The organism is Bradyrhizobium retamae (genome assembly GCF_001440415.1).
Lineage (GTDB): Bacteria > Pseudomonadota > Alphaproteobacteria > Rhizobiales > Xanthobacteraceae > Bradyrhizobium > Bradyrhizobium retamae.
The window spans coordinates 148951-163794 of sequence record NZ_LLYA01000203.1; the positions used below are offsets into that span (position 1 = coordinate 148951).

Genomic DNA, 14844 nt, shown 5'->3' on the forward strand with positions numbered 1-14844 from the left:
GCTCGCGATTTATGTGATGTAGCTAGTCCCGATCGGCCGCGAGCTGCAAGGGAACGCGACCATTGCCTTGGCGAGACGCGATCAATTGCTGCTTGCGCAACATCTCCTCGACCTCCCCCAGAATCCGCGCCAACCGCTCCGCCCAGGCTTTCTCGCCGGCGGGATCCGAGATCAAATCCTGACGGATTTCGATCCCTGTATTCATCAGCCCGCGCGCCTCGCCATGCACGGGGATCGTGTAGTCGGTCTCGTCGCTGACCGCATAAGGCTCGTTGTCGCCGACCACCAGATCGCCCTCGGCGCGCAACGCTTGCAGCAAGCGCGGCGGCAGATGCTTGTCGCGGTGGTAGAGCGTGCCGATGTGCCAGGGCCGTACAATCCCGGCATAGACGGGCGTGAAACTATGCAGCGCCACCAGCACCGTCGGCATGGCAGCGTTTCCGCGCTGGTCGATGATTTCGTCGATGCGCCGGTGGTAGGGATCGAACATCTGCGCGCGCCGTATCGCGGCGGCCTCGCGCGAAATGCCTTCATTGCCGGGGATCGTGGTCGCCTCGCTGATGCGCGGGATCGAACTTGCGACGTGCGGCGGGCGGTTGCAGTCGATGACAAGCCGTGAGTAACGCTGCACGATCAGATGGGCATCGAGATGTCTTGAGAGCGCTTCCGCGACGCCGGCAATGCCGATGTCCCAGGCGATATGGCGTGTCAGTTCGCGCTCGGGCAGGCCGAGGTCACCGAGCACGCGCGGAATGAGTCTTCCATAATGATCGCATGTGAGCAGAAAGGGCGAGCGGCCGGCGGCGTTAAATTCATGGACCGGAGGAACGTCCTCGGCGCTGAGGAGCAAAGCGGGGCCGGCGGCGTCGTTCAACGTAGTTCCCTCGGAGAGCGTTGCTGCTCGATGAGACGTATCAGAATCGATGATCGTTGACGATGCGCTCCGGATGCTTCCCCACAACGCCGTTTCGGTGACAGGCCGCCCGGCGGATTGCATCGCTTCGCGCGCAATGACATAGAAATTCCATGATTTCAGATCGACTGTTCGTCTACGGCACGCTGATGCGCGGCTTCGACCATCCGATGGCGCAGCTATTGTCGCGCAGTGCGGATTTTTTGGGCACCGCCACCTGCCGTGGCCGGCTCTATCTCATCAAGCATTATCCGGGGCTGGTGCTGTCGGATGACGCCAACGACGTCGTGTTCGGCGAACTCTATCGTTTGCGCGATCGCGACGCGTTGCTGGCTGAGTTCGACATGTATGAGGCCTGCGGCGCCGGGTTTCCGGAGCCGACCGAATACATCCGCCGCATGCTGCCGCTGTCGCTGCAAGACGGCACTGCCGGCGAGGCGTGGACCTATGTCTACAACTGGCCGGTCGCCGGCCTGCCGCGCATCGCCTCGGGGAAATTTCTGGAGAACTAGGACGAGTCAGCCCGCATCAAGCCGCTCGCGCTCCAGTCTGATATCGACCTCGCGCTCGACATAGCGCCATTCCTCGGTCGCGCGCAGCATGCGGACCAACTCCTCGAACGCGTCGGCATCCCCGGGCGCGTATTCGAACCAGGTCAGGAAGTCGAAGGGCTCGCCGAGGTCGCGGCTGTGATAGAGTTGGCGGGCAATCGCCGGCAGGTATTTCAGGCTGTCGGCGATGTGGTGGGATCGGTCCTCAAAGATCTGCCGCCGCTCCTCCTGCGTCAGCTCCCACCACGCCGCCGATTTCTTGATCGGGATCAGCGCCGCAAAAGTCGCCTCAGGTCGGCCGATCTCGGCCCGCACGGCGTCAAGCTGCGTCTTCTCGGCGCGCTCGGTATAGCGCAGATGGCTGGCGAAGCCGGCGAGCCGCCACGAGGTCGGCGAGGGCAGGATCGGTAGCGTGATCGACAGCGAATGCACGACCGATAACGAAGGCGTCGGCGAAAGCGACGCGCCCTTGACCGGCGCAAACCGCGTCACCCGCCACGCCCCGCTCCTGCCACCCCGGAAGATCGTGAACATGCGGACATGGAAGCGCGGAACTGGCGGCGATTCAAGCGCCGTCGCGGGCCGCACACTCCGTCATGCCCGGGCTTGTCCCGGGCATCCACGTCTTTCTTGCCACTGGTGAGCAAAGACGTGGATGGCCGAGACAAGCCCGGCCATGACGAGGAGAGATTTGCCGAATTCGGTCCTGTGAATAGCGGGCGCGAATCCCGACAAACTTCGTATTTTAGCGGCCCGGCCCTATATCCATGGTCGGTTGGCACGGCCCTGCGATTCGGCAAAAACTCCATCCATGCGCTTCACGCCCCAATTTCTCGAAGAACTGCGCGCCCGGCTTCCGGTTTCGGAAGTCGTGGGCCGGCGCGTCAAGCTGAAGAGGGCAGGGCGGGAGTTTAAGGGGTTGTCGCCGTTCCAGCAGGAGAAGACACCCTCCTTCACGGTCAACGACCAGAAGCAGTTTTACCACGACTTCTCGACCGGCAAGCACGGCAACATTTTCGACTTCGTCATGGAGACGGAAGGCGTCTCGTTTCCCGAGGCTGTCGAGCGCCTCGCCGCCATGGCCGGCCTGCCGCTGCCGGCGGCAACGCCAGATGCCGCGCGCCACGAGCAGCGCCGCAAGACGCTGCATGACGTGATGGAACTCGCGGCAAAATTCTTTGCCGATACGCTGGCCTCGCGAAACGGTGCCAAGGCGCGCGGCTATCTCGGCGACCGCGGCATTTCGTCGGCGACGCAATTGCAGTTTCGCCTCGGCTATGCCCCGGGCGAGCGCTTTGCGCTGAAGGAGCATCTGGGCGCGCAGGGCATTTCCACCGAGGACATGGTGGAAGCGGGGCTATTGATCGGCGGCGATGATATTCCCGTTCCTTACGACCGCTTCCGCGACCGCGTGATGTTTCCGATCGCCGACGCCAGAGGCCGCGTTATCGCCTTCGGTGGCCGTGCGCTGGAAAAGGACGTTCCGGCAAAATATTTGAACTCGCCGGAAACCCCGCTGTTTCACAAGGGCGACAATCTCTACAACCTTGGCCCCGCGCGACAGGCGGCGCATGACGGCTCGCCGCTGATCGTGGTCGAAGGCTATGTCGACGTCATCGCCATGGTCACCGCGGGCTTTGCTGGTGCGGTGGCGCCGCTTGGTACGGCCTTGACCGAAAACCAGCTCGCGCTGCTCTGGAAGATGGCGGACGAGCCGATCCTCTGCTTCGACGGCGACCGCGCCGGGCAAAAAGCAGCGTACCGCGCCGCCGACCTCGCGCTGCCCAATCTCGCGCCCGGCAAAAGCCTGCGCTTCGCGCTGCTGCCGGAGGGGCAGGACCCCGACGACCTCGCCCGCACCGGGGGCCGGGTCGCAGTCGAGGAGGTGATCGGTGCCGCGCGCGGGCTCGCCGACATGATCTGGTCGCGCGAGATCGAGGGCGGCACGTTTGCGACTCCCGAACGGCGCGCCGCGCTGGAAGCGCGTATCAACGAACTCTCTAACGGTATCCGCGACGAGGTCGTGCGCCGCTATTACCGCCAGGATCTCGCCGAGCGCCTGCAGCGCACCTTTGCGCCCGATGCCGGCCGGGGCGGTTACGGCCGGGGTAATTTCCGGACCGGCCGCCCCGAATCACCCCGCACGTTTGCCCCGCGCGGGGCGGGCTCGGCCGGCCGATTCGCCCCCCGCGGCCGCCCGCTGGGGATAGCTTCAGGAATTGCCCCCGGCCCCTACCAGGCGGCGAGCCCCCAGCTTGCGACCAGCCCGATCATGCGCGGCCAGCGCAGCGCGATGTCCCGCCGCGAGGCCTTGATCCTGCAATCCCTGATTAACCATCCCTGGCTGCTGCACGATCATCTGGAGGAAGTGGCCGCCCTGGAACTGGCGCATCCCGAAGCCAACAAGCTCCGCGCCGGCATTATCGCCGCCTTCGCCAACGACCATCACCATTCTCCCGACGTCGAGGAGCAGGCCGAAAAAATGCGCGCCGATCTCGAGGCCCGAGGATTAGGCGAGGTTCTTCAACGAGTTGAGCGGGCGATCACGACGGTGGCGGTGTGGGCCGCGAGGCCCGGCGCGGCCCGCGAGGACGTTTTGGCCACTTGGCAGCAACTCGTTGTCTTGCATCAGAAAACGCACGCCCTACTTAGGGAGAAGAAAGATGCCGAACTGGCATTGGCCGAGGAGACCAGCGAGGCCAATCTGGCGTGGCTGAAGGATGTCGGCGCCCGGCTGGACTCCCTCGACGGCACCGAGGCCCTGATTGAGGGTTTTGGCGAGCTTTCGGGCCGGTTCCGCAAAAGCGTTTGACGATTGAAAAAATGATGCGGACGGCCTTGGCTGAGCCCGCGAAAAGACTCGCCAAATCCATGATTTGGCGGCAAAAACAGGGTTAAGCAAAGCTTAAGGGCGTTCGGGCTACGAAAGACAGAACCGGTGATGCGGAAGGCAGGGGTGGCGACGGTCTGCGCCGCCCTTTGCGCGTCGTAACCATGGTGCGGAAAAGCGGGTGCCGCTTTCGACCGATCATGCGAAGGCGAATGAACAGAGCGAGATGACGATCGAACGACGTCATCTCGAACGAATTGAGTTGAAGAGCGCGGGCGGCGACGCACGCCCGCATGAAGCGCGTTTCGGGAGCTTGATGAATGGCCACCAAGGCAAAGACGCTGCAGGTTAAGGACAAGGAAAAAGACGACAAGGCAGCGGACGCCCCTGAGAAGGATAGCCCCGATGCGCCGTCGCCGTTGCTCGACCTGACGGATGCCGCGGTCAAGAAGATGATCAAGCAGGCCAAGAAGCGCGGCTTCGTGACCTTCGATCAGCTCAACGAAGTATTGCCCTCCGACACCACCTCGCCCGAGCAGATCGAGGACATCATGTCGATGCTCTCGGACATGGGCATCAACGTCTCCGAGGCCGAGGAGGCCGACGAGGAGGCCGAGAAGGAAGAGGCCGACGACGACACCGACAACGAGCTTGTCGAGGTCACGGCGAAGGCTGTCACCGAAGTCAAGAAGTCCGAGCCCGGCGAGCGCACCGACGATCCCGTCCGCATGTATCTGCGCGAGATGGGCACGGTCGAACTCTTGTCGCGCGAAGGCGAAATCGCGATCGCCAAGCGCATCGAGGCCGGCCGCGAGGCGATGATTGCGGGTCTCTGCGAGAGCCCCTTGACCTTCCAGGCCATCATCATCTGGCGCGACGAGCTCAACGAAGGAAAGATCTTCCTTCGCGACATCATCGATCTCGAAGCCACCTACGCCGGCCCTGACGCCAAGAACAACATGAACCCGGCGATGATCGCCGCCCCCGCAGGCGACGGCCAGGCCGCCAACGGCGAGGCCGCGCCCGCGCATGTCGCGCCGCCGGCAGCGCCCCCCGCGCCGACCCCGTTCCGTACAGCCCCTGCGGGCGATGCGGAGACCGAGGAGAAGGATCCCGCGGAAGCTGCCGCCGAAGGCGACATGGACGACGACGAGTTCGAAAACCAGATGTCGCTGGCTGCCATCGAGGCCGAGCTGAAGCCGAAGGTGGTCGAGACCTTCGACAAGATCGCCTCCGAATACAAGAAGCTGCGCCGCCTGCAGGAGCAGGATATCGCCAACCAGCTTCAGAGCGAGTCGCTCTCGCCCTCGCAGGAGCGCAAGTACAAGAAGCTGAAGGACGAGATCATCGTCGAGGTGAAGTCGCTGCGGCTGAACCAGGCCCGCATCGATTCCCTCGTCGAGCAGCTCTACGACATCAACAAGAAGCTGGTCTCGTTCGAGGGCCGCCTCTTGCGCCTCGGCGACAGCCACGGCGTCGCGCGCGAGGACTTTTTGCGCAACTACCAGGGCTCGGAGCTCGATCCGCGCTGGCTCAACCGTGTCTCGAAATTATCGGCCAAGGGCTGGAAGAATTTCGTCCATCACGAGAAGGACCGCATCAAGGAGCTGCGCCACGAGATTCAGTCGCTGGCGGCGCTGACGGGTCTTGAGATCGGCGAATTCCGCAAGATCGTGCACGGCGTGCAGAAGGGCGAGCGCGAGGCGCGCCAGGCCAAGAAGGAAATGGTCGAGGCCAATCTCCGCCTCGTGATCTCGATCGCCAAGAAGTACACCAACCGCGGCCTGCAGTTCCTCGACCTGATCCAGGAAGGCAACATCGGGTTGATGAAGGCGGTTGATAAATTCGAGTATCGCCGCGGCTACAAGTTCTCGACCTACGCCACGTGGTGGATCCGGCAGGCGATCACGCGCTCGATCGCCGATCAGGCCCGCACCATCCGCATCCCCGTGCACATGATCGAGACCATCAACAAGATCGTGCGCACCAGCCGCCAGATGCTCAACGAGATCGGCCGCGAGCCGACCCCGGAAGAGCTCGCCGAAAAGCTCGGCATGCCCCTGGAGAAGGTCCGCAAGGTTCTGAAGATCGCCAAGGAGCCGCTCTCGCTGGAGACGCCCGTTGGTGATGAAGAAGATTCACACCTCGGCGATTTCATCGAGGACAAGAATGCGATCCTGCCCATCGATGCCGCGATCCAGTCCAACCTGCGCGAAACCACCACGCGGGTGCTGGCCTCGCTCACCCCGCGCGAAGAACGCGTGCTCCGCATGCGCTTCGGCATCGGCATGAACACCGACCACACGTTGGAAGAAGTCGGCCAGCAGTTCTCGGTAACGAGAGAGCGTATTCGTCAGATCGAGGCGAAGGCGCTGCGCAAGCTGAAGCATCCGTCCAGGAGCCGGAAGCTGCGGTCGTTCCTCGATAACTAATCGATCATGACGGGGCATCGCCTTGTTGTCTGGTACAACACGCGCTGCCCCGTCTGCGACGCCGGCATCGACTGGCAACGCAACAAGCTGCTTCAGGCCGTCCGCGCCGGCCACATCTCCTTCGAGGATATCAACGAGTAACCCGACGCGCTCGTAGCATACGGCGCGTCGCTCGACGACGTGCGTCGCCGCCTGCATGCGAGGGATGAGACCGGCCGCCCGATCGTCGGCGCCGATGTCGCGATCGCGACTTGGCGGATAACGCCGGGCGAGAGATGGCTGGCCTCGCTGTTCGGCATCGCCTGTTGCTGCCGGTCACGCGGTTTATCTATGACCGGTTTGCCGACCTGCTGTTTGCCTGGAACAAGCGGAAGGGGCGTTGGTGAGCGCCGCCGTTGCTCCCGAATGGCCTAGGCCGCGGCGCCCTACTTCTTCTTCGCCCCGACCCGGCTGATGCTCTTGATCGCCAGTGGCGTGCGGCCGGATTTCTCGGCGATTTCGCGGTCCTGCTCCATGATGTAGCCGCGCGCCGGCTCGTCGCCATCGAGCCCGCCGAGCAATTCGGCAGGCACGCGTCGGTTGGAGCGTTGCGAGTCATCCTCATAGACGACATTGAAAAAGGCGAACTCGCCTTTGGGATTGGTCCCGGGTTTCTTGGCCATGCGGGCTTGTCCTCGATAGAGCCGCCGCTGTCAAAGCAAATCACCCTCGCTGCGCGCCGATCTGGGCCCTGCGGCCACGCCGGTGAGGCGATTTGTCTATAACCGCCTTGCCGGCATACTGTTCGCCTGGAATAAGCGGAGGAGGCATTGGTGATGCCGGCAGCCTTCAACACCAAGAGCGACCTCGGACCGGTGCTGATAGCCTGCTGCCTTGCCATGCTGGCGGTGGGCGACAACAGCACGGCGATCATGGCCGGGCTGCCCGAAATGAAAGCCAGCCTGCAACTTGGTCCGGCGGAGGTCGAATGGGTGGTCAATGCCTATCTCCTGACCGCCGCGATATTCATCATCGTCGGCGGCGGCGCGGCGGATCGGCTTGGGGCACGAAGGTCCTCGATTGCCGGCATTGTCTTGTTCGCTCTCGCCTCGCTGATCATTGCGCTTGCACCAGCCGGATTCGTGGTGGTCGGCGCACGTGCGCTGCAAGGGCTGGGAGCCGCGTTCGCCGTGGCCGGCACACTTGCCGCGCTGACCGAAGCCGCGCCCGACTCGCGGCGGGCGGAGGCGATCGGCGCCTGGACCGGCTTCCTGATGCTCGGCTTCAGCATCGGTCCGCTCGTCGGCGGGGCCGTGACGCATTACGCCGGCTGGCGCTTTATCTTCTGGTTGAACGTCGCCGCCATGGTGCCCGCAGCGCTGATGTTGCTACGGCATCCCGGCGCGCAAGGCGGTCGCACGATTTCGATGGACTGGATGGGCCTTGGCATTCTCGCCGTCTTCATGGTGACGCTGATATCGGGGTTGCAGGCGTTGGCGCATATCCGCGTCCACCCGCAAGCCGCAATGGTCCCGCTCGCGCTGGCGGTGATTGCGTTCGGTGGACTGATCTGGACCGAGACGCGGCGCCGTCAGCCGCTGGTCGACTTCGGCCTGTTCTCGAACCGCAGTTTTGCGATCGCCGCCGGCCTCCTGTTTCTCGTGATGTTCGACATCATGACGCTGCTGCTCTACTACAACCTCTTTGCACAATCCGCAGGCGGACCCGGCATGTCCGCCGTTGCGGCTGGCCTTTCGCTGCTGCCGCTCTCGGTTGCGCTGTTTGCCTTCGCGCGAGCGGCTCCCTCCATTGGAATGCGGATCGGCGTGCGGCGCATGCTGACGGGTGGATCGCTCCTGCTTGCGCTCGGCTGCGCGATCATCTGGTCGTCGTTTCAGATCGAAGCAAGATTCGCTCTTCTGATGCCCGGTCTCTTTGTCGCCGGCGCTGGAATCGCGCTCACTTACGCCTCGGCGCCGCGGCTCGGACTTGCAACGCTGCCCCAATCGCAGGCGGGAAAAGGCTCTGGACTACTCAATTCGTGCAGCTTTCTCGGCGGCACGGTCGGGGTGACCTTTGGCGGTATCGTCTTCGCGCTCACCGGATTTCCCGGCGTGCTGGTGCTGGTGGGAGTTTCAGCGCTGGCCAGCGCGGTGCTCTGCTTTCGGCTGCACGTGGATTGAAAGTCCATTTGTACGGCCGGCATCCGCAAGAGGTTCAAGCGCATGCCGGGTTTCTCGCATCCGCGACCGTGAGGAAAGCAATCGTGGCCGGCGCGATCTCGATCGAACCCGGCGGCGATGTCACCGCGGCGAGCCGCGGAAGATCGTCATTTGGGCCGAGCTCCAAAACCCTTCCATTCAGGGTCACGTCGGCGCTTTGCAGATGATCCGCCGACAGCGTGTACCGCTCGCTGGCCGCGGGCAATCGCAGCATTGCGGCGTTCGTCCTGTCCGTATTGATGGCGAGCAGCGTGACGGCGCCACGCACGCCTCGTCGGCAATGCGCGTAGAGGTGAATCCCCTTATGCACGCCGGCGTCGAGAACGGTCGTTCCCATCAGCCTGCGCCAAAGCAGCGCCGCCCAGTAGTTTGGCCGCGGCCGCAACGTCGTCTCGTCAAGCAGGCCGTAATCGCTGGCAGCCAGCGTGTTGTGCGCCACCATCTGGACGCCAGCCCTGGCAAGTCGGCCAAGTTGATCGAGATATCGGAACGTATCGAGGAAAGTGGAAGCCCAGGGATTGCCGCCGCAGGCGGCCTCGGCGGTTTCGGTCAGCCACATCGGCTTGTCAGGCGCAAACTCGTCCCTCAGCGATTGGTAAAACGCGAGGGTCTGCTCGGTGCTCGCCAGCCAGCCTTCCGAAAGCGCGGCCTCTGGTGTGGTCTGGCCCGGAATCCCGGAGCATCGCTGCGAGAGGGCGCCGTAGTGATGATAGGAAAAGGCGTCGATGCCGGGGCCGGATGCGGCAAGCAGATCCCGCGTACGGAGAAAATCGGAGCTGGATTGCGGGGGTGATTGCGACGCAGTTGTCTCGCCGATCGAACCAGGGCCCAGAACAATCACATCTGGTTGGCTGTTCCTGATGAACGCAACAAAGGCTTTGAAGTCCCGTCCATAAGCTGCCGCGTCGTATCCTTTCGGTGCGCCGCCCATGGCCGCCAGCGTCGGCTCATTCATGAATTCGGCGGCGGCAATCCTGCCGCCGATGGATTTGGTGTAGGCAAACAGCCGACGCGCCTGATCGCTCCGCCAAAGACCTGCTGCGTCGCGGACGCCGGGGCTTATCGCCATCGACGTCACGATCTCTGCGCCGGCCGCGCGGGCAAAGTCGATGACGCCTTTCCAGCGCTCGCGGCTTAATACCGCACGGAAGCCGTTGGGCGGCGTCGAGGGCTCATCGCTTTCTGCAAAGTAAGTGCTATTGGCCCAGGTGCCGCTAACGCGCAGATAGGCTGGGGCCAGCGCCGCGGCCAATATACGCAGCCGGCGGGTCGACAGGTCGATCGGCTCTCGATACGCGTAGAGGTCGGGGTTCGCACTCGCCGGCATATTTTCGGCGTTATCGGCGCCGCGAGCCGATGGCGCTGAGGCACTCGACCTGTAGGGTTTCCAGAAGCGTCCGCCCGTGACCTTAACCATTTCCACATTGTACGATTGAAAGCGCTCGTCGATGGTGCCGAGACGGGGCAATCGTGAAGGATCGACGGAAAGCGTTGGCGCCTGGGCGGCCGCCTTCGGGATTGCCGCGAGCGCGGCGATCACAATGCCCATTCCGACTTTGAAACCACTGGACCTGGTCATGGCGTGTCCCTGGAGGAGCGCCCGGCGAGCAACTCGTAAGGCACGCGCCGGTGGGCGATGCCGACCCCCGCAGCATTCTCTTCCGCGGAGCGAAGGGAACAATTGCAGTTGGCTCATTGCCAAAGAAACTGGAAGCCACTTGCGAAATGATCAAATAATAGCCATGTATAGTCAATCGAGTTTCGGCCGAACGACTTGGCCTTGCCGCTCATAGCGCCTGACTGACGACCCTCCCCCAAACCTCGAAAACTAGCCTGCTGCGTTCTCGAGCGCGGTTCCAAACATACATTTATCTTGAAGGACGATCTCCCATGAATACGGGAACTGTGAAGTGGTTTAACAGCCAAAAGGGTTTCGGTTTCATTCAGCCGGACCAGGGAGGCCCAGATGTTTTCGTTCATATCAGCGCTGTCGAACGCGCCGGCATGAGTGCCCTCAACGAGGGACAGAAGGTTTCCTTTGACGTCGTTGCAGATCGCCGGACCGGTAAATCTGCCGCGGAAAATCTGCGCGCCGCGTAAGCTGCCGCAATCGACGCCATGCTGCTTTGACCACGGATGTACTGGCAGAGCCTTTGGCTTTCGCGACTCCGCGCCGGGTTTACCGGCCGCGGAGTTCTTTTTTTGAATATCGCGGGCAATGCCGCCAAGGCTCGGCCTTCAAGACTCGGCCTTCAAGACTTGGCCTTCAAGACTTGGCCTTGAGCAGTCTGTTGGCGGTGACCTGCCCGTTGAAACAACTGAGGTTGGGAACGTGCCTACCAATATCAATCCAGATCAGGAACATGATGACATCATGTACCCGCAGGTCCTTCCGTTTCTTTTGGTCCACGCAGGGTGTGTCGCGGCGTTCTGGTCGGGCATCACATGGCAAGCGACTGCAATCTGCGTCGTTTTATATTGGCTGCGTATGTTTGCGATCGGTGCCGGGTATCATCGGTATTTCTCACACCGAGCCTACTCGACAAGCCGGGTGTTTCAATTCATCCTTGCATTCCTTGCCCAAAGCAGCGCTCAGAAAAGCGTGCTTTGGTGGGCTGCGAAACACCGGCATCACCATCTTCATTCAGATTCCGAGCTAGATGTGCATTCACCCCGGCACAAAGGCTTCGTGCACAGTCATGTCGGCTGGATCTTCTATCGACAGCACGATGCAACCGATCTGGTAAAGGTTTCGGATTTTGCATCGTATCCCGAGTTGATGTGGCTGCATAAATTCGAGGTTTTGCCAGCGGTCATGATCGCTGGCCTCTGCTTCCTCATTGCCGGATGGCCGGGCTTGGTGGTCGGCTTCCTCTGGAGCACCGTCGTTCTGTATCATGCAACGTTTTGCATCAATTCCCTGGCACATGTTCACGGACGCAAGCGGTATGTTACGGGCGATGATTCCCGCAACAATTGGCTGCTGGCTCTCGTTACGATGGGTGAGGGCTGGCACAACAATCATCACGCCTACCAGAGCAGCGCTCGGCAGGGCTTCCGTTGGTGGGAGATTGATGTGACCTATTATGTTCTGGTGGGCTTGTCCTGGCTCGGGATCGTCTGGGATCTAAAGAGGCCGCCGGAGCCGGTTCTGCGCAATGAGCAGCGATTGGGATCACGAATACTAAGCCGAACGGCTGAGCAGCTCGCTAGACGCTTCAACCCCGAACACATCGCGCAGGCTATCAAGTCATCAGTCCACGAGACCGAATTGTCGTCGGTGCGGGACGCGCTGCTTCTATTGCAGCAGCGGGCCGATCTGCGTTGGAATCTGCATCCGCCTCACATGCCAACTCGTGACCAGCTACTCGCTGCAGCCCAGGAGATGTTCGCGAAGACTAGATTTTTGGACGACATCGTCGAGCGTGCATATGGGGTCCTGATCGAATCTGTCGGATCTCTATTGATCAGTCCACCTCGGTTGGCAGTGGCAAATTCGAAATCGCAAGCGAGCATGAATAGCGGACACCCGTCCTCAAACGGCTGATGTCTCTATTCTTGTGTAACAATTTTCATAAGGAGCTAGTGTATGCGCAAACTTCCCAAACCTACCGAACAAGAGATCAATGAGGGACCCCAAACTGTATCTTTTCAGATTGCGAATGGAAACGCGCGGCAGGGCTGCATACTGCAAACCAGCTTTCCTACGAAGGCACGGGCGCAGAAGTACCTTCTCGCGAATTGGCCGACCATCGAAAAGATGGCTCGCGACGCTCTCGCGACGGGGACCGTTGAAGGTGGCCAGCTCAAGCTCACCATGATCTAAACAGCCTATGCGGACGGAGCAGGCACCGTTACGTCGCTATCATGATCGATCTTGATTCATAACTGGCCTCGTGGGTAAAACCGACATGTGGCCGCACGCGCCATACCCGGATTTATGAGTAGACGCCCTAGACCGCCGCCAACCTTCCGTTAAGCTGGCCGCGCGAGCGAAAGTCGGTAAGCCGAGGAACTCCGGATGTCCAAGAGCAAGAGACTTACGACGGCCACTTTCCTGACCTTGGCTATCTTCGCATCTGCAGGACCCTACGCTCACGCCGCCCAATGCGGCACCTCCGCCGCCGGCTATGAGTCCTGGAAGCAGCAATTCGCCGGCGAGGCCCGCGCCAAAGGCATCAGCGCCTCGACCATCCAGGCCCTGATGGCGACGAACTATGCGCAGGCGACCATCAATGCCGACCGCGGCCAGCGCAGTTTCAAACTCTCGCTCGATCAGTTTCTCGCCAAGCGCGGCGCCACAACCATCGTCGCCAGGGGGCGCCAGCTCAAGCAATCGCAGGCCGCGCTGTTCGCCTCCATTCAGAGCCGCTACGGCGTGCCGCCGGGGCCGCTGCTCGCGATCTGGGGGATGGAGACCGGGTTCGGCAGCCAGCGCGGCAATCAGAACATGCTCGCCTCGATCGCGACGCTCGCCTATGACTGCCGGCGCTCGGAGTATTTTACGGAGCATCTCTACGCGGCGCTGCAATTGATCGATCGCGGCGCGCTTCCTGCCAGCCAGCGCGGCTCGATGCATGGTGAGGTTGGCCAGACGCAGTTCATGCCAAAAGCCATTTTGGCTTACGGTACCGGAAATCTCGAAAACGCGGCCAACGCGCTGATGTCGACCGCGAACTTTTTGAAGGCGCATGGCTGGCGCGCGGGCGCCGGCTATCAGCCGGGCGAGCCGAATTTCGCCGCCATCCAGGCCTGGAATGCCGCCGGCGTCTACCAGAAGGCGATCGCGCTGATGGGCCGCCAGATTGATGGTGGGGAGTAGCGAGTAGGGGGCATTCCCGTCGTCCACGCGAACGCAGGGACCCATAGCCACTGGAATCAATTGTTGAAGCGAGATCATCGACCAGTCCGCTCTAACAAGATCGGCCGCGGCGTATGGCTCCCGGCGTGCGCGGGGACGACGAGGTCTCGACGAAATCCGCGCAAGCACCTGCCGCGCGGCATCTTCCCATGGCATAACGGACGCGGGAATGAACAAGGGATTCGCATGCGCATATTTCGTTGGGCCATTTTTCTCGTCGCCGTCATCTTCTCCACCCCCACTTATGCCGCCCGCTGTGGCGGCGATTTCAACACCTTCGTCTCGGCGATGGCGGCAGAGGCGCAGGCGGCCGGCGTGTCGCAAGCGGTGATCGGCCAGGCCTTTGCCGGCATCACGCAGGATCCGGCGGTGCTCGCTTTCGACCGCCGCCAGCGCGGCACCTTCAACAAGACGTTCGAGCAATATGTCTCCACCCGCGTCGGCCCCGGACGCATCAACATCGGGCGGCAGATGCTGCTGAGGCACGCGTCACTGCTGGCGCGCATTGAGCAGAAGTTCGGTGTGCCGCCGCAGATCATCGTCGCGATCTGGGGGCTGGAGAGCGATTACGGCAAGGGCGACATCGGCAAGATGCCGGTGATCCGCACGCTGATGACCATGGCGCATGATTGCCGCCGCACCGAATTGTTTCAGGGCGAATTGCTGGCTGCGCTGAAAATCGTGCAGCGCGGCGATCTCCCGCTGCGCGACCTGACCGGCGCTTTCGCCGGCGAGATCGGCCAGACGCAGTTCCTGCCGTCGTCCTACATCAAATACGGCATCGATTTCGACGGCAACGGCCATGTCGACCTGCGCCACAGCGTGCCCGACGTGCTCGCTTCCACCGCGAACCTGCTGCACGTTTCGGGCTTCAAGAATGGCGCGCCATACGGCGAGGGCACTGCGAATTTCGAAGCCATGCGGGAGTGGAACAGGGCGACGATCTACCGCAAGACGATTGGCTACTTCGCGGACCGGCTGGTGGGGCGTTGATCTGATCTGTCGCCACACGAACGGTGTGCTCCCTCCCCCCCTGCGGGGCGCCGCAAGAGGAGG

The 14844-nt window shown here is 62.3% G+C and carries 14 protein-coding genes and 1 pseudogene; 11 read left to right on the forward strand and 4 right to left on the reverse strand.

The genetic code is table 11. The annotated features are described in order from the left end of the window. Window positions 1-22 precede the first annotated feature (22 nt). Window positions 23-874 (reverse strand): N-formylglutamate amidohydrolase, encoded by an 852-nt coding sequence (locus tag CQ13_RS35340; protein ID WP_057847381.1) that lies wholly within the window; start codon window positions 872-874, stop codon window positions 23-25. Window positions 875-1026: 152 nt separating this feature from the next. On the opposite strand from CQ13_RS35340, the gene CQ13_RS35345 reads away from it, so the two are divergent. Beyond that, window positions 1027-1425: a gamma-glutamylcyclotransferase family protein gene (locus CQ13_RS35345; protein ID WP_057847382.1), complete on the forward strand. Its 399-nt coding sequence runs from the start codon at window positions 1027-1029 to the stop codon at window positions 1423-1425. Between the two features lie 6 nt (window positions 1426-1431). Here CQ13_RS35345 and CQ13_RS35350 read toward each other — a convergent pair whose 3' ends face one another. After that, a complete protein-coding gene (locus tag CQ13_RS35350; protein ID WP_057847383.1) occupies window positions 1432-1998 on the reverse strand; it encodes a chlorite dismutase family protein in 567 nt (188 codons plus the stop codon). A gap of 277 nt (window positions 1999-2275) precedes the next feature. On the opposite strand from CQ13_RS35350, the gene dnaG reads away from it, so the two are divergent. The 4 genes and pseudogenes from dnaG (at window position 2276) to CQ13_RS35365 (ending at window position 7112) form a co-directional block, all read left to right on the forward strand. Next, entirely contained in the window at window positions 2276-4276 is a 2001-nt protein-coding gene (dnaG, locus tag CQ13_RS35355) for a DNA primase (protein WP_057847384.1), read from the forward strand. Between the two features lie 199 nt (window positions 4277-4475). After that, window positions 4476-4646 (forward strand): hypothetical protein, encoded by a 171-nt coding sequence (locus tag CQ13_RS43820; protein ID WP_156434097.1) that lies wholly within the window; start codon window positions 4476-4478, stop codon window positions 4644-4646. Continuing rightward, a complete protein-coding gene (gene rpoD / locus CQ13_RS35360) occupies window positions 4615-6726 on the forward strand; it encodes an RNA polymerase sigma factor RpoD (RefSeq protein WP_057847385.1) in 2112 nt (703 codons plus the stop codon). Before CQ13_RS43820 ends, rpoD begins: the two co-directional genes overlap by 32 nt. Before the next feature lie 6 nt (window positions 6727-6732). Continuing rightward, window positions 6733-7112 (forward strand): annotated as a pseudogene (locus CQ13_RS35365) (thiol-disulfide oxidoreductase DCC family protein). Between the two features lie 39 nt (window positions 7113-7151). Here the strand turns inward: CQ13_RS35365 and CQ13_RS35370 are convergent. Continuing rightward, a complete protein-coding gene (locus CQ13_RS35370) occupies window positions 7152-7388 on the reverse strand; it encodes a hypothetical protein (RefSeq protein ID WP_057847386.1) in 237 nt (78 codons plus the stop codon). A 153-nt stretch (window positions 7389-7541) separates the two neighbouring features. Here CQ13_RS35370 and CQ13_RS35375 point away from each other — a divergent pair, with 153 nt between their 5' ends. After that, on the forward strand, window positions 7542-8888 hold the full coding sequence (locus CQ13_RS35375; RefSeq protein WP_057847387.1) for an MFS transporter: 1347 nt from the start codon (window positions 7542-7544) through the stop codon (window positions 8886-8888). Window positions 8889-8922: 34 nt separating this feature from the next. Here the strand turns inward: CQ13_RS35375 and CQ13_RS35380 are convergent, their stop codons facing one another. Continuing rightward, window positions 8923-10506, reverse strand: coding sequence for a glycosyl hydrolase family 79 N-terminal domain-containing protein (locus CQ13_RS35380; RefSeq protein WP_057847388.1), 1584 nt, complete (start codon window positions 10504-10506; stop codon window positions 8923-8925). A 311-nt stretch (window positions 10507-10817) separates the two neighbouring features. Here CQ13_RS35380 and CQ13_RS35385 point away from each other — a divergent pair, with 311 nt between their 5' ends. From CQ13_RS35385 to CQ13_RS35405, 5 genes are all read left to right on the forward strand, one after another. Next, a complete protein-coding gene (locus CQ13_RS35385; RefSeq protein WP_057847389.1) occupies window positions 10818-11027 on the forward strand; it encodes a cold-shock protein in 210 nt (69 codons plus the stop codon). Window positions 11028-11259: 232 nt separating this feature from the next. After that, complete coding sequence (locus CQ13_RS35390; protein ID WP_245309540.1) at window positions 11260-12474, forward strand: acyl-CoA desaturase; 1215 nt, start codon at window positions 11260-11262, stop codon at window positions 12472-12474. Between the two features lie 42 nt (window positions 12475-12516). Then, complete coding sequence (locus tag CQ13_RS35395) at window positions 12517-12753, forward strand: hypothetical protein (protein ID WP_057847390.1); 237 nt, start codon at window positions 12517-12519, stop codon at window positions 12751-12753. Window positions 12754-12948: 195 nt separating this feature from the next. Further along, window positions 12949-13749 (forward strand): lytic murein transglycosylase, encoded by an 801-nt coding sequence (locus CQ13_RS35400; RefSeq protein WP_057847391.1) that lies wholly within the window; start codon window positions 12949-12951, stop codon window positions 13747-13749. Between the two features lie 225 nt (window positions 13750-13974). Then, window positions 13975-14781 (forward strand): lytic murein transglycosylase, encoded by an 807-nt coding sequence (locus CQ13_RS35405; RefSeq protein ID WP_057847392.1) that lies wholly within the window; start codon window positions 13975-13977, stop codon window positions 14779-14781. The last annotated feature ends 63 nt before the right edge of the window (window positions 14782-14844 follow it).

Coding starts and splice junctions, on each gene's coding strand:
- CQ13_RS35345 (WP_057847382.1), top strand. CDS start 1,027: ATGATTTCAGATCGACTGTTCGTCTACGGCACGCTGATGCGCGGCTTC.
- CQ13_RS35350 (WP_057847383.1), bottom strand. CDS start 1,998: ATGTTCACGATCTTCCGGGGTGGCAGGAGCGGGGCGTGGCGGGTGACG.
- dnaG (WP_057847384.1), top strand. CDS start 2,276: ATGCGCTTCACGCCCCAATTTCTCGAAGAACTGCGCGCCCGGCTTCCG.
- rpoD (WP_057847385.1), top strand. CDS start 4,615: ATGGCCACCAAGGCAAAGACGCTGCAGGTTAAGGACAAGGAAAAAGAC.
- CQ13_RS35370 (WP_057847386.1), bottom strand. CDS start 7,388: ATGGCCAAGAAACCCGGGACCAATCCCAAAGGCGAGTTCGCCTTTTTC.
- CQ13_RS35375 (WP_057847387.1), top strand. CDS start 7,542: ATGCCGGCAGCCTTCAACACCAAGAGCGACCTCGGACCGGTGCTGATA.
- CQ13_RS35380 (WP_057847388.1), bottom strand. CDS start 10,506: ATGACCAGGTCCAGTGGTTTCAAAGTCGGAATGGGCATTGTGATCGCC.
- CQ13_RS35385 (WP_057847389.1), top strand. CDS start 10,818: ATGAATACGGGAACTGTGAAGTGGTTTAACAGCCAAAAGGGTTTCGGT.
- CQ13_RS35395 (WP_057847390.1), top strand. CDS start 12,517: ATGCGCAAACTTCCCAAACCTACCGAACAAGAGATCAATGAGGGACCC.
- CQ13_RS35400 (WP_057847391.1), top strand. CDS start 12,949: ATGTCCAAGAGCAAGAGACTTACGACGGCCACTTTCCTGACCTTGGCT.
- CQ13_RS35405 (WP_057847392.1), top strand. CDS start 13,975: ATGCGCATATTTCGTTGGGCCATTTTTCTCGTCGCCGTCATCTTCTCC.